Source organism: Streptomyces sp. NPDC001493, from assembly GCF_053597235.1.
In genome coordinates this window covers 37,456-60,603 of record NZ_JBSFHV010000017.1, presented here as the reverse complement: position 1 = coordinate 60,603, position 23,148 = coordinate 37,456, and the positions used below count along the sequence as shown (strand labels likewise).

General features: G+C 69.9%; 14 protein-coding genes. 4 read left to right on the top strand and 10 right to left on the bottom strand.

Annotated features, from left to right (window positions below):
• Positions 1–13 precede the first annotated feature (13 nt).
• Positions 14–1,684, bottom strand: a complete 1,671-nt coding sequence (locus ACWCWD_RS23570) for a beta-1,3-glucanase family protein (RefSeq protein WP_450775270.1) — start codon at positions 1,682–1,684, stop codon at positions 14–16.
• A gap of 253 nt (positions 1,685–1,937) precedes the next feature.
• Here ACWCWD_RS23570 and ACWCWD_RS23565 point away from each other — a divergent pair, with 253 nt between their 5' ends.
• A complete protein-coding gene (locus ACWCWD_RS23565; RefSeq protein ID WP_450775268.1) occupies positions 1,938–2,978 on the top strand; it encodes a LacI family DNA-binding transcriptional regulator in 1,041 nt (346 codons plus the stop codon).
• A gap of 93 nt (positions 2,979–3,071) precedes the next feature.
• Here ACWCWD_RS23565 and ACWCWD_RS23560 read toward each other — a convergent pair whose 3' ends face one another.
• Together ACWCWD_RS23560 and ACWCWD_RS23555 are read right to left on the bottom strand one after the other, a co-directional pair.
• The gene (locus ACWCWD_RS23560; protein WP_450775266.1) at positions 3,072–4,238 is read right to left on the bottom strand and encodes an IMP dehydrogenase; all 1,167 of its coding nucleotides are present in this window, start codon (positions 4,236–4,238) and stop codon (positions 3,072–3,074) included.
• A gap of 334 nt (positions 4,239–4,572) precedes the next feature.
• Entirely contained in the window at positions 4,573–7,377 is a 2,805-nt protein-coding gene (locus ACWCWD_RS23555; protein WP_450775264.1) for a glycosyl hydrolase, read from the bottom strand.
• Between the two features lie 311 nt (positions 7,378–7,688).
• On the opposite strand from ACWCWD_RS23555, the gene ACWCWD_RS23550 reads away from it, so the two are divergent.
• The 3 genes from ACWCWD_RS23550 to ACWCWD_RS23540 all read left to right on the top strand — a co-directional run bounded on the left by ACWCWD_RS23550 (position 7,689) and on the right by ACWCWD_RS23540 (position 9,462).
• Positions 7,689–8,129: a MarR family winged helix-turn-helix transcriptional regulator gene (locus ACWCWD_RS23550; RefSeq protein WP_450775262.1), complete on the top strand. Its 441-nt coding sequence runs from the start codon at positions 7,689–7,691 to the stop codon at positions 8,127–8,129.
• 200 nt (positions 8,130–8,329) lie between these two features.
• A complete protein-coding gene (locus tag ACWCWD_RS23545) occupies positions 8,330–8,893 on the top strand; it encodes a cysteine hydrolase family protein (protein ID WP_450775260.1) in 564 nt (187 codons plus the stop codon).
• Positions 8,890–9,462 carry a YbhB/YbcL family Raf kinase inhibitor-like protein gene (locus ACWCWD_RS23540; RefSeq protein WP_450775258.1) on the top strand — a complete coding sequence of 191 codons (573 nt, stop codon included), beginning with the start codon at positions 8,890–8,892 and terminating at the stop codon, positions 9,460–9,462. The genes ACWCWD_RS23545 and ACWCWD_RS23540 overlap by 4 nt, the downstream gene beginning before the upstream one ends.
• An 83-nt stretch (positions 9,463–9,545) precedes the next feature.
• On the opposite strand, the gene ACWCWD_RS23535 is transcribed toward ACWCWD_RS23540, so the two are convergent.
• The 7 genes from ACWCWD_RS23535 to ACWCWD_RS23505 form a co-directional block, all read right to left on the bottom strand.
• The gene (locus ACWCWD_RS23535) at positions 9,546–11,963 is read right to left on the bottom strand and encodes a discoidin domain-containing protein (protein ID WP_450775256.1); all 2,418 of its coding nucleotides are present in this window, start codon (positions 11,961–11,963) and stop codon (positions 9,546–9,548) included.
• Positions 11,964–12,013: 50 nt separating this feature from the next.
• Positions 12,014–13,618 (bottom strand): glycoside hydrolase family 13 protein, encoded by a 1,605-nt coding sequence (locus ACWCWD_RS23530; RefSeq protein ID WP_450775254.1) that lies wholly within the window; start codon positions 13,616–13,618, stop codon positions 12,014–12,016.
• Positions 13,619–13,861: 243 nt separating this feature from the next.
• Complete coding sequence (locus tag ACWCWD_RS23525; RefSeq protein WP_450775252.1) at positions 13,862–14,737, bottom strand: carbohydrate ABC transporter permease; 876 nt, start codon at positions 14,735–14,737, stop codon at positions 13,862–13,864.
• 19 nt (positions 14,738–14,756) lie between these two features.
• Positions 14,757–15,713 carry a carbohydrate ABC transporter permease gene (locus ACWCWD_RS23520; protein ID WP_450775250.1) on the bottom strand — a complete coding sequence of 319 codons (957 nt, stop codon included), beginning with the start codon at positions 15,711–15,713 and terminating at the stop codon, positions 14,757–14,759.
• A 100-nt stretch (positions 15,714–15,813) separates the two neighbouring features.
• Positions 15,814–17,238: an extracellular solute-binding protein gene (locus ACWCWD_RS23515; protein ID WP_450775248.1), complete on the bottom strand. Its 1,425-nt coding sequence runs from the start codon at positions 17,236–17,238 to the stop codon at positions 15,814–15,816.
• Positions 17,239–17,528: 290 nt separating this feature from the next.
• Positions 17,529–18,536 (bottom strand): LacI family DNA-binding transcriptional regulator, encoded by a 1,008-nt coding sequence (locus ACWCWD_RS23510; RefSeq protein WP_450775246.1) that lies wholly within the window; start codon positions 18,534–18,536, stop codon positions 17,529–17,531.
• A 156-nt stretch (positions 18,537–18,692) separates the two neighbouring features.
• Entirely contained in the window at positions 18,693–22,979 is a 4,287-nt protein-coding gene (locus tag ACWCWD_RS23505) for a discoidin domain-containing protein (protein WP_450775244.1), read from the bottom strand.
• Positions 22,980–23,148: the final 169 nt, after the last annotated feature.

Below are 23,148 nucleotides of genomic sequence, written 5' to 3'. Positions count from 1 at the left end.
CGCGGTGGCCGGTTCAGTGGGTGAAGGTGAACCAGTTGAGGTTGACGAAGTCGGAGCTGCTGCCGGAGAAGACCAGGTAGACGTCGTGGACTCCGGTCGCGGAGGCGACGACGTTGGCGGGCACGGTCTGCCAGGCCTGCCAGCCACCGTTGTTGGCGAAGTCGATCTCGGCGATCTGCGTGCCGCTGGTGCTGTCCAGCCGTACCTTGATCGCGCCGCTCACGCCCGCGTCGGCACCCGAGGCGATCCGGGCCTTGAACTGGGCCGGCGAGGTCGAACCGAAGTCCACCGACGAGAACTTGAGCCAGTCCCCGTTGGCGATGTAGCCGACGTTCTGGCCGCCGCCGGTGTCGGTGGTGGTCTCCGTGCTGGTGCCGCTCTGGGCCGAGTAGGACTCCGCCTGGATGGTGTTGTAGGCGCTGGTGCCCGTACCGGTGCCCGTGCCGCCGCCCGGGTTCGAACCCGAACCCGTGCCCGCGCCCAGCGAGATGGTCCAGGACGTGGGGTTGCCGTCCTGGATGTGGCCGTCGACGGGCGCGGAGTTGGTGGGGCCGACGTCGTCGTACGGGAAGGCGTAGCCGATGCTGGCGTACTTGTGGACGAGCCGGGCGTAGTGGTTGGTGATGGGGTCCGTGTAGTACTGGGACGCGGACACGCCGTCGGGGTTGTTGTTGCCGCCGGAGACCAGAAGGCTGCTTCGGTTGAGCGCGGCGGAGAGCCGGGCCGCGATGGCGCCCCGCGCGTCGCCGCCGGAGTTGTAGAGCGGACCGGAGGCGCAGCCGAAGATGTCGACGGCGCTGGGCTTGGTGAACGGGACGCCGTTGGTGTTCAGGCCGGAGAAGACGATGGCGCCACCGGAGACGGTGCCGGTGTACGAACCGATGCTGCCCTGGCCGTTCACGGTCAGGGGGGTGGTGGAGTAGTGGCTCCACACCCGGTTCAGATAGTCGTCCCAGTAGTTGCCGAAGTCGACCGGGGAGTGCGAGGGAGCGAGTACGCGCAGTACCCCGCCGGAGGAGTCGTTGATCACCAGCTTGTCCCAGGGCGCACCGTCGGCGGCGTGCTGGGACTGCAGCCCGGAGGCGATGGAGGCGAGTGCGCCGCTGGGCAGCGGGCTGACCGTCTGGGTGCCGGAGCTTCCGGTGCTGGACATGGAGACCGGCAGGCCGACCATGTCGACGTAGGAGATGTTGGCGTACAGGTTGGCGCTGTTGAAGGTGAACTCGCAGAACGTCCAGTTCGTCGACCAGTTGGGGTCGGCGCTGGTCAGGGCCGGCTGGACCACCCCGGGCACGGTGCCAGGGTTGACGAAGAACTTGAGCTTCTGGCCGACCGAGAACCAGACCCGGCCGCCGATGATGAAGCCGGCCAGGTTCACCTTGGTCGCCGCCGAGCCGGAGGCACCCAGGGGGATCGAGTAGTCGGCGATCGGGGTCACCGCCGACGAGGGGTTCGGCAGCCGGTTCAGGGCGCCGTTCGCGGAGACGAACACCGGCCAGCCGCTGCTGTCCGTGCCGGAGATGTACGCGTAGACGGTGTTGTTCCCGGAGTTGTTCTGGAGCGAGATCGGGAGCGGTGCGCTCGCGGCCGAAGCCTTGGAGGTGAACGGCGACAGCGGGGAGAGGACCGTAGCGGCGGCGGCGGTCGCGCCGGCTGCGGTGAGGAAGGAACGTCGAGAGACCACTGACCCTCCCAAAAGGGGGTGATGGGCCGTCAGAACCATGACGGGGTGGGGGTGTTGCCCTGAGGCGAACGTGACGCTATTGGGCTGGACCAATGAGGGTCAAGGGATGTGTCGAAGGAAACGGGACGAGTTTGGGAGCGCTCTCAACCAGGGCTGCCGGCGGCACCACTTCCGGGCGGCCCCGGCGTTAGGGTGGGAGTGACCCGGTGGCCCCACCTCCCGCGCCGCCGACCAGCGTTGAGGAGCGACCGCCTTGCCCGAGCAGTCCCCAGGTTCCCGGCCCACCCTGGAAGCCGTCGCGGCGCGTGCGGGTGTCTCCCGGGCCACCGCGTCCCGGGTCGTCAACGGGGGCGACGGTGTGCGCAAACCTCTCGTGGACCGGGTGCGCCAGGCGGTCGAGGAGCTCCAGTACATCCCGAACCACGCGGCCCGTACCCTCGTCACCCGGCGTACCGGGGCGGTGGCCGTGGTGATCGCCGAGCCGGAGATACGCATCTTCTCCGACCCGTTCTTCTCCCGGCAGCTCCGGGGCATCAGCAAGGAACTGGCCGAGAACGACGCCCAGCTGGTGCTGCTGATCGTGGAAGGGCCGGGGGACTTCGGCCGGATCGAGCGGTACCTCTCCGGCGGCCACGTCGACGGAGCCCTCGCCTTCTCCCTGCACACCGACGACCCGCTGCCCGCGATCACCCGGCGCGCCGGGCTGCCGACCGTCTACGGCGGGCGGCCGAGCTGGACCACGCCTCCCGGCGAGCGCACCGCCAGTTACGTGGACGCGGACAACCGGGGCGGGGCGCGGGCCGCCGTACAGCACCTGCGGGATCTGGGGCGGCAGCGGATCGCGTACATCGGCGGGCCGCCCGACCAGACCTCGGCACTGGACCGGTTCGACGGCTACCGCGACATCCAGCTCGACGTGGACCCGACCCTCGTCGCGGAGGGCGGGTTCACCGTGGAGTCCGGGGCACTGGCGATGGAGGAGCTGCTGGAGCGGCGGCCCGACCTGGACGCGGTGTTCGCCGCCAACGACCTGATGGCGTCGGGCGCCTTGCAGGTCCTGGGCGAGCGCGGCATCGCGGTGCCCGGCCAGGTGGCCGTGGTCGGGTTCGACGACATGGAGTCGGTGGCCGAGAAGACCGTACCGCCGCTGACCACCGTACGGCAGGACGTCGAGGGCCAGGGGCGGCTCATGGCCAGGCTGCTGCTGCGCGGCCTGGACCGGGACCGCAAGGGAACCGGGGCGCCCGACTCGGTGATCACCCCGACCACGCTGGTACGGCGGGCCTCGTCCTGACGGGGGCCGGCTGAGACGATCCGCGGAGGGCGGTCGAGCCGGGGGACGGAGCCAGGTGCGTGCGAAGTGGCGCCCGTCGCGCCCGGCGGTCTCTCAGGCGACGGTCCCCTGAGAGACCCGCAGGGTGACGTTGGCGTGGCTCTCCTGGAAGCTCTGATCGGAGACCAGGGTCAGCCGGGCCGTGGACCGGAACTCCGGAAGAGTGGCGGAGCCGCAGGACACCATCGTGGTCTTGATCTTGGCGATGGTCAGGGCGAGTCCCTCGTCGAGGTCGCCCGCGTAGGGAACGTAGCCGTCGACGCCTTCCTCGAAGATCAGCCCCTGGCCGCCCTGGCCGTAGCGCTGCCAGTTGCGGGCACGGTTCGACCCCTCGCCCCAGTACTCCTTCACGAACCCGTCCCGGGTGGGGACCTTCGCGCCGGCCGCCTGGTCGACGCGCGCGAAGTAACGCCCCATCATGACGAAGTCGGCTCCCATCGCCAGTGCCAGAGCCACGTGGTAGTCGTGCACGAGCCCGCCGTCGGAGCAGATCGGCACGTACTCGCCGGTGCGGTCGCGGAAGGCGTCCCGGGTCGCGGCGACGTCCATCACCGCGCTGGCCTGGCCGCGGCCGATGCCCTTCTGGTCGCGGGTGATGCAGATCGAGCCGCCGCCGACGCCGACCTTGACGAAGTCCGCACCCGCTTCGGCGAGGAAGGTGAACGCCTCGCCGTCGACCACGTTGCCCCCTCCGACCGGGATCTCCGGGTAGTGCTTCTTCACCCAGGTCAGCGCCTTTGCCTGCCAGTCGCTGTAGCCGTCGGACGAGTCGAAGCACAGGACGTCCGCGCCCGCCTCCAGCAGGGCGGGGACGCGCTCCTGGTAGTCGTGCGTGTTGACGCCCGCGCCCACGCGCAGGCGTTCGGCGGCGTCCACGGCCTGGTTCGGGAAGCGCCGGTCGTCCGTGCGCTCCGGCCGGGCCTTGTGGTCCTTCACCTGGCGGACGGCCGCGACCTGCTCCTGGACCGTCTGGTTGTGGTGCAGGAAGCCCACACCGCCGTTGCGGGCGAGTGAGATCGCGAGGTCCGGTGTGCCGACGGCCTGCATGATCGCGGAGGTGAACGGGGAGCCGAGTTCGACCGTCGGCCGCTCGCCCACGACGTGCCGTACCAGGGGCGTGCGCAGGTCGACCGTAGCGGCCGAGCAATCGGACCGCGTCCGGTTCGGCAGGAGCAAGAACTCGTTGAACGTCCGGGAGACCTCGGCGATGATCTGTGCCACTCGTTCCTCCTGACCCGTCGACCGGGGCCCGAATGCCCGGCCGTGAAGATCGCCCCGCGTCCCGGGCCCCCACAGGCAGGTGCCGGCACGGCAGCGGTGGGAGGTGCCACGTACTGCGGCAGAGTCCTGACCTGTCCGTGGATCGAACCCGGTGCGGTCGTGACCCGGCACCTTACCGACCTCTCCGCCGTCCTGTGAAATCCCTCGTCCGTACACCGGCAGGAGCCCCCGCAGGCGCGTGGTGCGGCGCCTGCGGGGGCTCCTGTTCCCGGACGGGGTGCGTGGGATCGGACGTCCGGGATCGGATCAGGTGTACGGGATCAGACGTACGGAATCAGACGTACGGGATCTTCAGGACCGCCGCGTCCGTGCCGGTCTGCACCTGGGAGGTGCCGCTCCCCAGGGCGTTCCAGATCTCCAGGCGGACGGTTCCGCCGGTGAGGTTGCCCAGGGTGCCGGTGGTCGCCTGGGCGCCCACGGCCTGGGTGTATCCCTCCCACCCGGCGACCGGGTCGGTGGCGAAGTAGCGGTAGGTCTCCGTCCGGTCGAAGGTGCCGTCGCCGGTGAGGTCGTAGCTGACCCTGACCTGCGGGGCGAGCCCGACCGACGTGCCCGCGTCGACCCGGAGGCTGAAGGAGGTGGAGGCGCCGGAGGAGAGGGTGCCGTTGACGTTCGTGATCTGGTAGGTCGTCGGCTTGTACGGGGTGCCGTCCCGGTTGACGCCGTCCGCCGAGGCGATGGTGTCGGTACCGGCGGCGCCGTCCGTCGCGGTGGTGAGGGTGCCGCCGGACTTCAGCCGGAAGGTGTTCCCGGTGGAGGTGCCCGTGCCGGGATCGGTGCCGGGGTCCGTGCCCGGGTCGGTGGTGCCGCCACCCGCGGTGCCCGTGCCGGTGGCCGTGGAGCGGGCCGGTACCGAGAGGGTCGCGCCGTTGGTGAAGGTGACGGTGCGGGCGGTGGTGCCGTAGTTGTGGGCGACGTAGGTGTTGACGCCGTTCTTGGTGAAGACGGCGGAGGTCGGGATGTCCCCGCTGATGCTCATGTCGGGGGTGCCGATGCTGTCGAGCGTGGTGATCCACTGGTAGGTGTGCGCCTTGGACTCACCCGCCTCCGGGGTGTAACCGGCGTTGCCCGCGTCCCACTTGGCCTTCGCGGAGGCCGGGTCGGCCAGGGCCTCGAACTCCCAGAGCAGATCGCGCCATTCGACGGCCGGGCCGCCGTTCTCACGCTCCATCTCGGCGAGGTTCCGCTTGACGGTGGCCTTGTCGCGGCCCAGGTAGAGCGAACCACCGGTGATCGGCAGGGTGTTGATGCCGTGGATCTCCTCGGGGTTCGCGGTCCACCAGGTGGAGTACGCGGCGCCGCTGCCCCAAACCATGCCGACCGTGTCGTGGCCGAAGGAGCTCGGGAAGACCTGCTGGTCGGTGTCGAACCAGTACTGCTCGATCGCTTCCGACTCGGTGGTCAGCAGGTAGCTGCCGAGGTCGCGCAGCGAGGTGTCACCGGTCGCCGATCCCCACAGGACGAGTGCGGCGCTCAGGTTGGTCGACTCGGAGGAGGACTCCTGGTTGTTGCCCGCCGAGAATCCCTGGTGCCCGGAGGCCCAGCTGTGGCCCGCGTACACGTCGAAGCCGCGCAGGAAGGGGAACGAGCTGTCCGTGCGGCTCGGGTTGGCGGCGTCGCGGATCAGGTTCTTGACCATGGTGCCCCAGGCCGAGTCGGCGGCCCACGCCTGGTCGTACTGGGCGACGATCGCCGCCGCGTACACGTAGTAGCTGTAGTGGAAGTGATGGTCGTTCAGCTCGGTGTCGCTGCCGTAGGAGGCGGGGTACCCGATGAGGGTCTTCCAGACCGTGTCGTAGCTGAACTCGCTTGCGCCGCCGGCGGTGAACCACTCCTGGAGCCGGCTCTTCAGCAGCCCCAGCAGCTTGTCCCGGGTGGCGGTCTGGCCGATCTGGTCGGCCACGGGCACCAGTTGGGCCAGGCGGCCGAGCGCCTTGCCGGTCCAGTAGGTGTCGGAGGCCCCTACGAGCGGATCGGAGGCGTTCGCCACCTCGTTGAGGTACGCGGTCAGTTGGGCCGTGTCGACGCCGCTGACCGCCGGAAGGGCCGGCACCACGCCGGAGCTCTTCTGGCTCGTGGAGAAGGAGGTGCCCTCACGCACCTTCATGGTGCCGCGCGGGGACACGTAGGTGTAGCCCGTGAGTGTGTCGCTGGTGTGCAGCCACTGGTGGCGGTAGAGCGCCTGGAGCGTCCCGCGCTCGGTGCCCTCCTTCGCCTCCGTGGTGAGGCTGTACGTCGCCCGGACCGTACCCCCGGAGGAGGACCAGGAGACCGTGGAGCCGGTGACGAAGCTGAACGCGTACTTCCGGAACGTCGCGAGCGCGTCGGTGGACGGCAGCACGGCGAGCGAGAAGTAGTCCTTGCCGCCCAGGGGGGCGGTGATGGTGGACCCGGAGACCGTCCAGTCGGTGCCGGTCGGCGAGAACAGCGCGTAGTTGTGCCCGGCCACGGTGATGCCGAGGACGTTGCCGTCGTCCGCGAAGACGGTGGGGGTGCTCGCCGTGGTGATGCTGGCGTCGCCGCCGGAACCCTTCGCGTACACGAACGGCAGGCCGTGTCCGATGGTCGTGCGCAGCGTGCGGGTGCCGTCCGACCAGTAGGGGGTGACCGTCCAGTCGGACCAGTCGTCGGCCTTGGCGTCGGGCGAGTTGAGACCGCTGAGGCCGAGGGTCAGGTCTGCCTTGTGCGCGTACTCGTACTGGCGGCCGTCCCCGACGATCGAGGGCGTGGTCGGGTAGCCGACCTCCAGCCCGCCGGCGGTGGCCTGGTAGGTGAGCGGGTGGCCGTACATCGGTGTGGAGTACGGGTTGTCGCCGTAGCGCTGGTAGGCGAGCGAGGTCCACCAGTCGTTGGTGGGGACCGGCTTGTTCTTGGCGGCCTCGGTCAGCTTGGGGGTGACCGGTGCGCCGGTGTTGTTGGTCGGTCCGGAGGTGCCGGCCGGGCGGGTGTCGGTGTAACTGCCGGCGCCCGCGGTGATCGTGGCCGCCGCCGCCGGGGACGCTGCGGGGCCCAGGCCCACCGCTGCCAGGGCGACGGCCAGGGCCACCGCGGCGGCGGGTCTTACGAGGGAGGCTTGCATGGGGAAGCACCTCGAAGTCAGGAGGGGGATGAAGCGCTTTCGAGAGCGCTCTCAGATGTCAAGGAAAGTAAAACTTCTGAAACCTTTGTGTCAATAGAAGTGACACGCACGGTAGTTGGGGGAGCGTACGCGGATCTCTGCGTTCGACTTCTGGCGGATGGAGGGGGTGTGGGGCGGCTTGGGGTGAAGTGTTGAGAGCGCTCTCAATCCGTGGATCGTGGACTCCGGCCCGTCCGGTGGCGACTCCCGGCGAAAGGAAGAAAGGAAGGGTGAGGATGTAGTAAGGCGGGTTGATAAAGTAGCCTTACTGTATGAATGATGATCTGGCTCCGGACGGAGTCGCCGCGGCCCTCCTGGCGAGTATCGGCGTGCTGGTACGGCGGGTCCGCCACGTTCCCGTCGAGGGCGGACTCGCGATGCCCGAACGGACCGCCCTGTCGCTCCTGGACCGCTCGGGACCCACCACCTCCTCCGCGCTGGCCCGGGAAGCACAGATCACCGCGCAGGCGATGGGGGCGACGCTCTCCGGGCTGCGCGCCCGCGGCCTGGTCGAACGCCACCCGGATCCCGAGGACGGCAGGCGGGCGGTGCTGACGATGACCGACGCGGGACGGCAGGCGCTGAAGGACAAGCGCAACGCCCGCACCGAACTCATCGCCCGGGCCCTGACCGGCGGCGCGTTCACCCAGGACGAGCTGGACCGGCTCGCGGCGGCGGCACCGCTGTTGGAGCGGCTGGCCCGGAACATCTGACGCCCGACCTCGGCCGAACGACCCGGCGCACACCGGGCGAACGACCCGGCGCACACCGGGCGAACGGCCCGGCACACACCGGCCGAACGACCCGGCGCACACCGGGCGAACCGGCTTCGCACACCTGGCCGAACCACGCGCGGGACCTGCCGGACCGGCCCCGCGCACCCCGGCCGACACGCACAGGAGAGACGACCACCGTGACACTGACCACCATCGACCCCACCCCCGCGCTCGTCGTGATCGACCTGCAGAAGGGCCTCCTCGACGGCGCCGAGCCCGCGATCGCGGCCGTCGTCGAGCCCACGACCCGCCTCGTCACAGCCTTCCGGCGGCACGGCCTGCCGGTGGTCCTGGTCAACGTCACCGGGCGCGCCCCGGGGCGTACCGAGGGCGCACGGCCGGGCGCCGCCGTACCGTCGTCCCCCGGCTGGGCCGACCTGATCGACGAACTCGACGTCCGGCCGGGCGACCACCTGATCACCAAGCGGCGGCGCAGCGCGTTCCACGACACCGGGCTCGACACCCTCCTGCGGGATCTGGGCGTCACCCAGATCGTCCTCACCGGGATCTCGACGAGCGCGGGCGTCGAGTCGACCGCGCGCTCGGCCTCCGACCACGGCTACCACGTCGTCCTCGCCACCGACGCCATGGCCGACCGGGTGGAAGCCGACCATCGCCACAGCGTGGAGCGGGTGTTCCCCAAGATCGGTGAGACCGCCACCACCGCCGAGGTCCTCGCCATGGTCGAGGCCACCCGATGACGCTGCTGGGCCGGCTCCTGCGCAACCGCCGGGCGGGCGAGACCCATCTGTCGTGGAACCTGCCCCAGCTCCAGGGTCCCGGGCTGTTCACCCTCACCAGCGAGGAGTTCGGTCCCGACGACTCCCTCGCCCGGGCCCACTGCGCGAAGCACGTCGGCGGCGAGGACCTCTCCCCGCACCTGGCGTGGACCGCGCTCCCGCCCGGTACCGCGCAGCTCCTCCTGGTCGTGGAGGACGTCGACGTACCCATGGCCAAGCCGGCGGTGCACTGCGTCGCGCTGATCGACCCGGCGACCGGACACCTCCCGCCCGGCGCGCTGGCGGCTAAACGGCCCGGCCCCGGGGTGCGCCCGCTGCGGTCCACCGTCGGACGCGGCTATCACGGCCCCGGGCCCATCAAGGGCCACGGACCGCACCGTTACGTCTTCCAGCTCTACGCCCTCGCCGCGCCCGTCGGCGACGTCCCGGGCGCCACACCGGTCGACCGGGCACGGCCCCGCGCCCTGCTGGCCGGCGTCACCGCGCCGGTCCTCGGTCGCGCCCGGCTCACCGGGGTCTACGAGCGCTGACCCCGGAAGCGTCCCGCGACGACGCCGCCCGCCCACGGTCCGGGACCACGGGCGGGCGGCGGGGCTGTCGCGCGGCGGGAGTGTCAGGAGCGGTACGCCTCCAGTTCGGAGGCCTGCACGGCGGGCCAGGCCGTGTTCGCGGTCCCGGTGACCCGCACGTACCGGGGTGTGGAGCCGGCCGGCAGGGTCACGGTCACCGTGTTGCCGGAGGCCGGGTCGAAGCGGTAGTCCTTCGACGCGGTCAGCGTGGTGAAGGCGGAGCCGTCGGCGCTGCCGAGGACCGTCAGGGTCTGGGTGCGTGCCTCCCAGGACGACGGCAGCTTGAGGACGACCCGGCCCACCGCGGTCGCCGTTCCCAGGTCCACGGTCAGCGACTGCGGGAAGGAGCGGTTGACGCTCTCCCAGTACGAGTTGGCGTCACCGTCGACGGCCTTCGCCGGGGTGTAGACGTCCGCGTACCCGGTCGCGGTGACGGGCCTGCCCTGGGCGAGGTTCCGGCCGGGGTCCGGGGTCGGACCGGTGGGCGTGGGCGTCGGAGTGGGTGTCGGAGTCGGAGTCGGAGTCGGGGTGGGGGTCGGGGTCGGAGAGGTGCCGGTGCCGTGGTCGTAGTTCGCGGCGGGCCACGGGCCGCAGTACGTCGCCGGGAGCTTGGTGTTCCAGCCGGAGTTGCCGGTGCCCTGGGTCAGCGCCAGCGAGGAGCCGAGGCAGCTGTAGACGGCGTCGGTGAAGCCGATGTTCGTGGCGCGCACATTGGTCAGCGACAGCTGCGCCGGATCGTTGAACTGGAGGGCGAACGTTCCCGTGCCGTCGATGTTCACGTTGGTGAAGTTGACGTTCTTCGTCGTCCCGGAGACGAAGTGGATGGCGGCGTAGGAGCTGTCCAGGATGTCGGTGTCGGTGACGTTGATCGTCGCCTTGTCGATCGGGCTGTTGCGGGCGTCGAACCAGACCGCGCCGATCGGGAAGGGCCAGCCGTAGTCGGTGTTGCCCGCCCGGATGGTGGTGTTGCGGGCGAGGGTGAAGGTGCCCTGGACGTCGGTGCCCTGACCGGGGGAGACGCCGGGGAAGCGGTTCCCCACGTGCAGGGCGCCGCCGTTGGTGAGGCTCTCGGCGAGGACGTTGTCGGTGACGGAGATGTTCTTGCCGCCGTAGATCGCGACGTGGTTGGCGAGGATCGGGGCCACCACGGTGTTCCCGGAGAAGGCGTTGTCGGTGTCGGCCTTGGTGTCGGACCACATCGCGAGGCCGTCGTCGCCGAGGTTGCGCAGGAAGGTGTTCTCCACGGAGGAGTGGGTGACGCCCCAGTGGAAGTTCACCCCGTCCGCGGTCTGGTCCAGAATGCGGCTGTTGCGGATGTGGAAGTTGTCCATCGGCCCGTCCATCCACGCGCCGACCTTGGTGTGCTGCAACCACACGTCGTCCACGACGGAATCGCTCATCGCGCCGCCGATCGCGTTGACCTGGTCCTCGTCCACCCGCTCGGTGATGTCGCCGATGATCGCGAAGTCCTTGAGCGTGACGTTGCGGCTCGGGCCGCCGGACTCGTACGGGCGGACCCCGCCGCCGTACCCGCCGCCGGAGACGTACTTGCCGTAGATCCCCGCCGCACGGCTCCGGTCGGTGGGGTGACGGCCGCCCAGCACGCTGTACCAGGGCCCGGCGCCGCGCAGCGTGACCTGGTCGACCACCACGTGGTCGGTCAGTTTGAAGGTGCCCTGCGGGATCCACACCTCCTTGCCCTGCGCCTTCCCGGCGTCGACCGCCTGCTGGAAGGCGGAGGTGGAGTCCGCCGCGCCGCTCGCGTCGGCACCGTAATCGGTGACCGAGAGCGATCCGGCCGGCCGGGTCACCGGGGCCGCGACCTGCTCGAAGTCGGCCAGGTCCACCACCGCCCACGGGGTGACCGAGGTGGACGGAAGGGTGATGCGGACCTTCGAACCGGCGGCCAGGGTCCTCCCGAAGAGGGTCCGGGTCTCGTCGTAGAAATGGTGCGGCTGACTGCCGGGGGTGTTGGTGAACGGGTACGACCCGTAGAACCAGCCGTACCTGGACGTGAAGTCCAGGTCCTTCAGCTTGGTCCCGTCCAGACTCAGCGCGACCGGCGCGGTGATGCCCGTACCCGCCGCGTTGTCCGGCACGGAGTAACGCACCGTCATGGCGTTGGCCGGCTTGGTGAGGGTGAACTCGACGTACTCGCCCGGTGCGTCGAGCCGCACGGCGCGCCGCCCGGAAGCCTCGGAGGGAAGGGTGGTGTACGTACGGTCGGGGCCGATCGGTGAGCCGGTGGTCGCGGCGTTCTCCGCCTCCAGCTCGGTGAACGGGACCTGGGCGCCGCGCCCCGCCACCGCGAACGGGGAGAGTACGGGCGCCTCGGCCGCCGCCGCGGAGCCGGCGCCGCCCCCGGTGAGGGCGGCCACCGTCCCCAGGGCCACGGTGCAGGCGAGTGAGGCCAGCAGAGCGGTCACGGACCGTCCACCGGGTGCGGCTCTTCTCACGCTCATGGTGCACAACCTCCTGTGGGGGGTATCTGGGCGGCGGTGCGGCGGCTGGATCAGGCCAGCAGCCACACCGCCGTGTCCTCGGGGAGACGGCCCCGGTCGTCCAGGGGGCCGCCGGCGAGCAGGACATCCGTGTGGGCGGGGAGCTCCGCCGGTTCCGTCGCCAGGTTGACGACGCAGATCAGGTTCGGGCCGCGCCGGAAGGCGAGGACGCCCTCGGCGGAGGGGAGCCAGGTCAGCGGCTCGCTCCGGAACGCCTCGGTGGTGCGCCGCAGCCGCAGCGCCTCCCGGTAGAGCGACAGCATCGAGCCGGGGTCACCGCTCTGACGGTCCACGGCGTACGCCTCCCAGCCCTCCGGCTGCGGCAGCCACGGCTCCGTGCGCGAGCCGAAACCGCTGTGCGGGGCGTCCGCGCTCCACGGCAGCGGCACCCGGCAGCCGTCCCGCCCCGGATCGCTCCCACCGGAACGGAAGTGCATCGGGTCCTGGATGCGGTCGAGCGGGATGTCCGCCTCCGGCAGGCCCAACTCCTCACCCTGGTACAGATAGAGGGATCCGGGCAGCGCGAGCGTCAGCAGCGCGGCGGCCCGCGCCCGGCGCTCGCCGAGCACCAGGTCCGTGGGCGTACCGAACGCCTTCGTGGCGAAGTCGAAGCCGGTGTCCTCCCGGCCGTACCGCGTCACCGTCCGGGTCACGTCGTGGTTGCACAGCACCCAGGTGGCCGGGGCGCCGACGGGCGCGTGCTCGGCCAGGGTGTCGTCGATGGTCCGCCGCAGCCGGTCCGCCCGCCACGGGCACGAGAGGAAGTTGAAGTTGAAGGCGGTGTGCAGCTCGTCCGGGCGTAGATACCGGGCGAAGCGCTCGGAGTCCGGCAGCCAGACCTCACCGACGAAGACGCCCTGGTACTCGTCGGCGATGGCCCGCCACGAGCGGTAGATGTCGTGCAACTCGTCCTGGTCGATGTACGGATGGGGGTCCACGCCCTCCACGAAGTCGGCGAGCGCCGGGTCCTTGGCGAGGAGCGCGGCCGAGTCGATCCGTACGCCCGCCACCCCACGCTCGAACCAGAAGCGCAGGATCTCCTCATGCTCCCGACGGACCGCCGGGTGGGCCCAGTTGAGGTCGGGCTGCTCGGGCGTGAACAGGTGGAGGTACCACTCCCCGTCCGGCACGCGGGTCCAGGTGCGCCCGGAGAACTGCGAGGGCCAGTCGTTGGGCGGCAGTTCGCCGTCCTCGCCCCGGCCGGGGCGGAAGTGGAACAACTCCCGCTCGGGACTGCCCGGGCCGGCCTCCAACGCCGCCCGGAACCAGGCGTGCTGGTCCGACACGTGGTTTGGCACGATGTCCACGATCACCCGGATGCCGGACTCGCGGGCCTCATCGATGAGCTTCTCCGCCTCGGCGAGCGTCCCGAACGCCGGGTCGATGGTGCGGTAGTCGGCGACGTCGTACCCGCCGTCGACCAGCGGGGACACGTACCACGGCGTGAACCAGATGGCGTCCACGCCCAGTTCGGCGAGGTACGGCAGCCTCGACCGGACGCCCGCGAGGTCCCCGGTACCGTCCCCGTCACCGTCGGCGAAGCTGCGTGGGTACACCTGGTAGATGGCGGCGCTGCGCCACCAGTCGTCGGCGCGTACCGGAAGAGGGGCTGCCACGTGAGGGTCCTTTCGGGCAGGGTCCGCCACCGGCCGGACAGCGGGGCGTGCGGTCACGGCCGGCGGCGGAGGCTTCATGGAGTGGCTTCGGGAGGTGCGTGTGCGGTGCGACGTGCGTACATGCCGTACGTGCCATGGGGGCGTACGGGCGTACGGGCGCGAGGGTGTACGGGCACGCGGGCGTGAGGTGGTGCGGGCAAGGGGCACCGGCCGCCCCGGACCGACCGGGGCAGCCGGGCCGGGTCAGCCCTTGAGGCCGCCCGCGGTGAGGCCGCTCATGATGTTCCGCTGGAACACCAGGAAGATGAGCAGCGTCGGCAGGGACGCGATGGTGAGGGCGGCGATCAGCACGTTCTCCGGTACACCGTTGGAGAGCGAGTAGATGCCGACGTTCAGGGTCTGCATGGCCGGATCGGGCAGGGTGAGCATCGGCCAGAGGAAATCCTTCCACACCCCGACCACCGCGAAGATGGAGACCACCCCGAGGATCGGCCGGGAGATGGGGAGGACGATCGAGCGCAGGGTGCGCAGCGGGGAGGCCCCGTCCATCGACGCGGCGTCCAGCAACTCCTTGGGTATGGAGTCGAAGAACCTCTTCAGCAGAAAGATGTTGAAGGCGTTGGTCACCGACGGGAGCCAGATCGCCCACGGCGAGTTCAGCAGGTTGCGCTCCACCAGGGGGACGTCCAGCACCGTGAGGTACTGCGGGACGACCAGCACCGTCGCCGGGATCATGAGGGTGGCCAGCATCATGCCGAGGATCGCCTTGCCGAAGACGGGCCGCAGCCGGGAGAGCGAGTAGGCCGCCGCGACGTCCAGCACGAGCTGGAAGGCCAGCGCCCCGAACGCGTAGTAGAGGGTGTTGAGGAGGAGGTGGGAAAGGTCCATCACCTCCCAGGCGCGCGAGTAGTTGGACGGGGTCAGCGTCGACGGGAAGAGCGTCGGCGGCGACTGCACCGCCTCCTGCGTGGACTTGAGGCCCCCGGACACCATCCAGTAGAGCGGTCCGAGGAAGACCAGCGTGAACAGGACCATGACGAGGCCGAAGACCACCCAGTAGACGGCTTTGCCCCGGGGCCGGGCCAGTTGGGCCGGCGAGATGAGCGTGCGTGTGGACATCTGTCGTTTCCCCCGGGTCCTACTCGTCCTCGGCGCGGCTGAGCCTCACGTACACGGCCGACACTCCGGCGAGCAGTACGAGGAGGACCAGGCCGAGCGCCGCCGCGGCGCCGTAGTTGTTGAAGTTGAAGGCGTATTGGTAGATCAGGTACACGACCGTGGTCGTCGATCCCTCGGGGCCCGCGCCGCCGGTGAGCAGGAAGGGCTCGACGAACACCTGCATGGTCGCGATGACCTGCATGAGCAGCAGCAGCGACAGGATGAGCCGGGTCTGCGGGATGGTGACGTGCCAGATCTTGCGCAGCAGCCCGGCCCCGTCCAGCTCGGCGGCCTCGTACAGCTCGCCCGGGATGCCCTGGAGCGCGGCGAGGTAGATGAGCGTCGCGCCGCCCATGTTCATCCAGGTCGCCGCCACCACGACCGAGAGCATCGAGGTGCTCGGGTCCTGGAGCCACTGCTGGGCTGGTATCCCGACGAAGCCCAAAAGCTGGTTGAGCAGGCCGTACCCGGGGTCGTAGAGGTACTTGAAGAGCAGCACCGAGGCGACCGGCGGGAGCATGACGGGGAGGTACACGAGGAGCCGCAGATACCCCTGCGCGTGCCGGAACTCGTTGAGTACCACCGCGACCACGAACGGGACGGCGAAGCCCAGGACCAGCGCGAGCACGGTGAAGAGCAGGGTGTTGCGCCAGGCCTGCCAGAACGCCGGGTCGTTGAAGACGGTGTTCAGATTGTCCAGGCCCGCCCAGGTGGTCTGGCCGTCCTCGGTCTTCTGGAACGCGAGCAGGAACTCCCGCACCATGGGGTACCAGGAGAAGAGACCGAAGCAGATCACGGCGCCGATCAGGAAGCCGTGGGCGGTGAGGTTGCGGCGCAGGGCCCGGGCGAAGGCGCCGGCGGGCTTCGGGCCGTCGCCGTGGTGCCGGGACGGGCGGGGCGTCTTCGCCGCCGTCTTGGGGATGGTGGGGGCCGACATCGTCGCCGCCTCCTCGGTGCAGTGGTGCCGGAACACGGTCCGGGCGCGGACGGTGCGCGGACGGGTGGGGGCCGGTGCGCCGGGCCCCCACCCGTGGCGGCTACTGGGTGGCCAGGACCTGGTTGACCTGCTTCTCCGCGTCGGAGAGCAGCTTGTCGACGTTCGCGTTCTTGTTGGTGAGGAGGCCGGACATCACGTTGTCCAGGACCTTGTAGACCTCCTGGGCCTTCGGCGGCTCGGCCTTGCCGGGGACCGGGTTGTCCACGAAGGTCTTGAAGTTGGCGACCGGCATGGTGGCGAACTGGGTGCGCGCGGCGTCGTCCTCGGTCTTGGAACCGTTCAGCCAGAAGTTGGGCTGCGGGACGCCGACGGGCAGCTGGTCGGCCTTGGTGCGCTCCCAGTTGAACTGGCCCTTGCCGACGCTCAGGTTCTTGAAGTTCAGCCAGGCGATCGCGGCCTTGATCTTGTCGGCCGAAATCCCCTTCTTGATCATGTAGTTGTTGCCGCCGGCCAGGGTGCTCTTCTCGCCGGGGATCGGGCCCATCCCGAAGTTCTCGTACTTGGCGCCGAGTTGCTGCACCATGTACGCGATGTCGTCGGGCGCGGCGAGGAACATGCCCAGCTTGTCGGTGGCGATCTGCTTCTGCAGGTCGCCCCACTTCAGCAGCTGCGTCTTGCCCATGCTGTCGTCCTGCCACCGCATGGCCTTGATGTTCTCGGCGACCTGCTTGCCCAGGTCGTCGTTGAACGCGGCCTTGGTGCCGCTCGCGTCGACGACCTCGCCGCCGACGCTGTACATCTGCGCGGTGAAGTGCCAGCCGCCCGTGTTGCCCGCGCTGTACTCGCCGAAGCCGGAGATGCCCTTGCCCAGGCCCGCGATCTTCTTCGCGGCGGTACGGACCTCGGCCCAGGTGCGCGGCGGGGCGTCGGGATCCAGGCCGGCCTGCTGGAAGAGCTTGCGGTTGACGAGCAGGCCCATGGTGTAGTTGCTGGTGGGCAGCCCGTACAACTTGCCATCCTGCTTGAGCGAGTTGAGGACGTTCGGGTCGATGTCCGCCAGGGCGGGCACGCTCTTGTCGGTGACGTACGCGGTGATGTCCTCGGCGCCGTCGTTGTCGAGCACCTGCGGCAGGTCGGTGAAGTACGTGTAGAACACGTCCGGTTGCGACTTCGCCTTCAGCATGGCGGTGAAGCGCGGCGGCTCCAGACACTGGCCGGCGGTGGACCGTCCCTCGATGGTGACGTTCGGGTACGTCTTGTTGAACTCGGCGACGTCCTCCTTCCACTCCTTGAGCTCCGCCGCCTTCGCCGTGGGCGGCATGCAGTCGATGGTGATCGTCACCTTGGTCTTCGGATCCAGCGGGGCGGCGGGGTCGGCCGACGCGCTGGATCCGCCGTCCTTCTCACCGCTGTCGTTGTCGCTGCTGCTGCTCGTACCGCAGGCCGCGAGCGCGGTGAGCGCCAGCGCGGAGACAAGGGCGACCGCGCCTGCGCGGCTTCGACGGCGGAACGCGGCTCTACTCATGGGTGGTCCCCCTCGGGCATGTACGTGGACGTCGCCCCACCGCCGATGCGTTGTGGGGCGCCGCACACTCAACCACCGGGAACAGAAGGGCGCAATATCTAGCGCCGATCTCGTAATTGTTTGACAGATGAATGAATGGGGAGAGGCGGATCATGGGTCGCCCCGCACGGGACCTGCCGCCGGTGGTTGCCGCCTCCCGCGGCGCAGAACGCGGCAGTCCCCCTCCCCGGAACGCGGCAGACCCCCGCCCCGGAAGGGGGCAGGGGTCTGCTGGAGTGGGGCGTGCCGTGCTACCGCGGCGCCTGCGCCGTCGAGCCGCGTACCACCAGCTCGGGCTCGAAGAGCAGTTCGCCCGGATGCACTTCGCCGCCCTGGATCTGGGCGCACAGCAGCTCGACGACCGCGCGGCCCATCGCCTCGATCGGCTGGCGCACGGTGGTGAGCGGCGGCTCCGTGCAGTTCATGAAGGCGGAGTCGTCGTACCCCACCACCGACACCCCGTCCGGCACGGAGATCCCGCGCCGGCGCGCCGCCCGTACCGCGCCGAGGGCCAGCGGGTCGCTCGCGCAGATGATGCCGGTGGCGCCCCGGTCCAGCAGCCGTGAGGCAGCCGCCTGGCCGCCCTCCAGGGAGAACATGGTCCGCTCGACGAACTCCGCCGTCAGCTCACCCCCGTTGGCCAGTGCGGCCGTACGGGCCGCCGCCAGCTTGCGCCGCGAGGGGATGTGGTCGGCCGGGCCCAGCACCAGGCCGATCCTCTCGTGGCCCAGGGAGGCGAGATGGCGCCACGCCTGCTCGACGGCGACCCCGTCGTCGCACGAGATGCAGGGGAAGTCGAGGTTCTCTATGGGGGCGTTGATGAGGACCACCGGGATCTTCCGCTCCGCGAGCCGCCGGTAGTGCGCGTGCTCCGCGTCCGCCTGGGCGAAGAGCCCGCCGGCGAAGACCACCCCGGAGACCTGCTGCTGGAGCAGCAGGTCCACGTAGTCCGCCTCGGAGACGCCGCCCTTGGTCTGGGTGCAGAGCACCGGCGTGAGGCCCTGCTGCGCGAGCGCGCCGCCGATGACCTCCGCGAAGGCCGGGAAGATCGGGTTCTGGAGCTCGGGCAGGACCAGGCCGACCAGTCGCGCCCGTTCGCCCCGCAGCTGGCTCGGCCGCTCGTAGCCGAGCACGTCCAGCGCGGTGAGCACCGACTGCCGGGTCGCCTGGGAGACCCCGGGCTTGCCGTTGAGGACCCGGCTGACCGTGGCCTCGCTGACCCCCACCTTCTTTGCTACCTGAGCAAGTCTTCGCGTCATGGACGCAAGACTAACGCAATCTGCGCAAGCAGCTTGCGTCGGTCTTGCGGCTCGTCCTGCGGCTCGTCCTGCGGTCGTGCTGCGGCTCGTGCCGCGGGCCGCCGTGACGGTGGAAGAACCCCGCCACGACGGCCCCCGTACGCCTACCGGCCTCCCCTACGGATTGACGTTGATCTTGAAGGTCGAGGTGGTGTTCCGGATGTCCACCGCGTTGTTGGAGAGCCTCAGGCCGTTGAAGGTGACCTCACCGACCGCGGGACCCTGCCCCGACTCCGGCAGTTCGTTCGCCCAGAGACCGAAGCCGGACTTCGCGTCGAAGGCGTCCCCGCTCTTGCGGGCGCCCGAGATCGAGATGTCCGTGAAGACCGTGTCCTTGATCGGGAACTGCGGCTGCCCGCCGACGTAGTTGGTCTGGAACATCACTCCGCTGTAGGTCGGGTCCACGATGTCCACGTGGCTGACCCTGATGCCCTGGAACACCTTGGAGGCGGAGAACACCCAGATGGCCGGGAAGGTCTGCGACCCCCAGAAGTGGCCGCCGGTCCGGACCAGGGAGATGTTCTCCAGCGCCGTGGGCCCGGTGCCGAAGCCGTTCATCGGATACCCGAAGTCCAGCGAGGAGATGGTGATTCCCGCGTAGACCAGGGTGTCCGCGACCCGGAGGTTGCGGAAGGTGTTGTCGTAACCGCCGTACACGGCGATGCCCGCGGCCCGCCAGGTGAGGAGCGACGTCAGGTTCTCGAAGACGTTGTTCTTCATGTCCGCCCCGCCGGCGTCGATCGCCGAGAAGAGCGCGAAGCTGTCGTCACCGGTGGCCCGGGACTCGTTGTTGGACACGAGGTTGTCCGTCGAACCGTTGGTCATGTTGATGCCGTCGGCGAAGGTGTCCCGGATGCGGGAGTTCTTGATGGTCATCCGGTCCGTGTTGGCGCCCCAGTACATGCACACCATGTGCTCGACCCAGACGTCGTCGATCACGATGTCGGAGACGCCCGCGAAGTCGAACACCTTCCCCGGACCGTCGATCCGCGAGGTGTAGTTGCCGAAGTAGGCGAAGCCCGAGAACGACGACCCGTTCGCCGTCGCGTCCGCGCGGAACCCGATGTCGGTGTTCTCCTGCCCGGACGGCCCCTGGAACGTGGTGAACCAGGGTCCCGCGCCGACCACCTTCACCGCCTTGCCGTACACCTGGAACTTGGACGAGGTCTGGTAGTCGCCCGTCGGCAGGTAGACACCGACCAGCTTCCCCGTGGTGTCCATCCGTACCCGGTCCAGGGCGTTCTGGACGTCCTGGTGGGTGAACCCGGCCGGCACCGCGTACGCCGCCGGGTCGGGGTTGGCGACGGCCGTGGCCTGCTCCAGGCTGACGAAGTCGATCGCGTACGTGGAGGTGTTCGCGGCGTCCTTCTGCAGCCGGATCTTGGCTCCCGCCGGCACGGTCTCGCCGAGCAGGAGGTGCGCCTCGTCGTAGATGTGCCGGGGCCCGCCCGCCGAGGGGGAGTTGCCGGGACCCGCCTCGGCGCCGTACAGCCAGGCGTACCTGGAGGTCAGCGGGAGGGCCTTCTTCAGGACACCGTTCACGTAGACGTCGATCGTGGAGTCGATGCCCCCGCCGCCCGGGGCGTCCGGGATGGAGAACCGGGTCACCAGTGTGTTGGTGGCCGCGCGGGTGGTGAACTCGACGTACTCGCCGGTCGCGTCCAGGTTCACGGCCTTGCGGCCGGACGCCTCACCGGCGATGTCGCCCACCGTGCGGTTGGGGCCGACCACCTGGGCGCCGCCCCCGGTGGTGGCGTCCTCCGCCTCGTACGTGTCGTACGGCATGTCGGCGCCGCGGCCGACGAACAGCGACTGGGTGGAGACGTTGTTCGTCCGCTTCACCGGCAGCTCGTTGGCGTCGTCGGCGAGCGTCACCTTCACGGTGTACGAGCCGTCGGCCGCCGTCCACGGGCCGAGCTTCACCGAAGTCGCGGTCGCTCCGGCCGCGATGGTCCCGGTGAACGCGCCCGTCAGGGTCTTCACGGTCGCGTTGTTGGAGTCGACCACCGCGAGGGTCACTCCGTGGCTGCCGCTCGCCGAGGCGATCGAACCCTGGTTCTTGATCGCCACGTCGAAGGTCACCGCGTCACCGGCCGAAGGGCTGGACGGCGAGGTGTTCACCGAGGCGACCAGGTCGGAGCTGGAGACCGGCTTCACCACGAGGGGATCGGTCCGGTTGTAGGTGTTGTTGGACTCGTTCTGCTCGATCACCTCGCCCGCCGGGTCCACGACCGCGCCCAGCGGGTAACTCCCCGCCTCCCGCGTGCCGATGGAGGCGCTGACCGTGGTCTGGGCGCCCGCCGCCAGTGCGCCGACCGAGGCGGTGGCGACCTTGGAACCGCCCAGCAGCAGGTCCACCTTGGTGGCGGCCGACGCGGACGCACCGCTGTTGCGGACGGTGGCACTGAGGGTGATGGTGTCCGACTCCACCGGCGCGGAGGGCGAGGCCGTCACGCCGGTGACTTCGAGATCCGGGTTCGGCGCCGGGACACCGATCACCTGGAACTCGGCCACCTGCCCCGCCGAGGAGCCGGAGTTGGCAGTGAACTTCAGCTGTACGTCGGCGACCCGGCCGGAGACGGGGACGGTGACGCTGTTCCCGCTCGCCGGGTCGAAGGAGTAGCTCTTCGCCGCGACCAGGCTGGTGAAGGAGCTCGCGCTCTGCTCCCGCCCGAGGACCTCGATGGTCTGCGTACGCGACGACCACGCGCTGTCCGGGTTGAGCTTCAGCACCAGCGAGCTCAGGTCGGCGTTGGAACCCAGCTGCACGGTCAGGGTGTTGGGGTAACTGCCCCCGGCCCCTTCCCAGTAGGTCGTCACGCTGTTGTCGTTGGCGTTCGTCGCCACGTAGGTGTGCACGTACGACGAGGCGGTGATCGGCTTGGACACCGCGAGGTTGGATCCGGTGGTGCCGGAGCCGTTGCGGGTCACCGAGTTGCTCGCGGTGGACTGGTTGCCCGCCGCGTCCTTCGCCCTGACCACGTAGGTGACCGTGGCCGAGGCGGGCTGCGTGTCGGTGTACGTGGTCACCGAACCGCCGACACTGCCCCGCAGGGTGTTGTTGGCGTAGATGTCGTAGCCGGTGACGCCGGTGTTGTCGGTGGAGGCGTTCCAGACCAGCTTGATCTGGCCGCTCGACGGCTCGGTGAGTGTCAGCCCGGAGGGGGCCGTCGGTGCCGTGGTGTCCCCGCCGCTCGCCTGCCGGGTGACGGTGTTGCTGTTCCCCGACTGGTTCCCGGCCGCGTCCTTGGCCCGTACGTAGTACGAGACGGTCTGGTTCGCGGGACGGCTGTCGGTGAACGTCGTCACCCCGCCCGCGACGCTGGTCAGCAGGGTGTTGTTGGCGTAGATGTCGTAGCCGGTGACGCCGGTGTTGTCGGTGGAGGCGTTCCAGGCCAGCCTGATCTGTCCGCTCGCGGGCTCGGTGAGGGCGAGACCGGTCGGCGCGGACGGCGCCTGGGTGTCACCGGTCTCGGGGCCGTAGACCTCGAACTCGGAGACCTGTCCGGCGGGTTGCACGCTGTTCGCGGTGAACAGGGCCCTGACGTAACGGGTGGTGGTGGCGTCGAAGGAGATCGTGACCGTCTGACCTCCCGCGCTGTCGAAGGTGTACGCCTGCGAGGCGGTCAGGTCGGTGAAGGCCGAACCGTTCGTGCTGCCCTGGATCTTCAGCGTCTGGCTGCGCGGCCCCCAGCTGTCCGGCAGCTTCAGGACCACCCGGTCGACCCGCACCGCGGAGGCGAGATCGGCCTGGATCCACTGCGGGAACGCGTTGTTGGCGCTCTCCCAGTACGTCGACTTGTTGCCGTCGTTGGCGTTGGACGCCGGGTAGACGTCGGTGTGGCTGCTCTCCGTCAGGGTGCGCCCGCTCGCCAGGTTCACCGAGGACGCGGCGGCGACCTTCACCTCCAGCTCGGAGAGCTGGGCGGCGTCGGCCACGGAGTTGTCCGTGACGGCGACCCGCACGTAACGGGCCTTGGTGGCTGGGTAGTTCACGGTGACGGCGTTGGCCGATCCCGGACTGAAGGTGTAGGTCGCCGAACTCTTCAGCGTGGTGAAGGCGGTGCCGTCGGTGCTGCCCTGGACGGCGAGGGTCTGCGTGCGGCTCGCCCACCCGGCCGGGAGTTTCAGCACGACCCCGTCGGTCCGGACGGTGGAGCCCAGGTCGGTCTGCACCCACTGGGCCCGGTCGCTCTTGGCGCTCTGCCAGTAGCTGCCCTGGTCTCCGTCGGTGATGTCGGCGGCGGTGTTCCCGGCCCGTGCGCTGCTCGCCTTGGCCGGCAGGCCCGAGGCCGCGTTCGGCCCGGCTGCCGCCGCGGCGGTCAGCGCGGGCCATCCGACGGTCAGCAGGCTGGTGACGACCACTGCGGACAGTCCGCGCGCTCTCCAGCGTTTCGCTCTCATGGATCCCCGATCCCTCGGCCTCGCCCCTGACGGCGGCGAGGCGCGGCTCAGTCGATGTGCAGGGAGGATTAGATTTATGCGTCATGCACTACATCTTTTGCGAGGAGCGGTCAGAGGGTTGCAGATATATGGAGGCTCGTCTACCGGTCCCGTAGGTACCAATTACCGA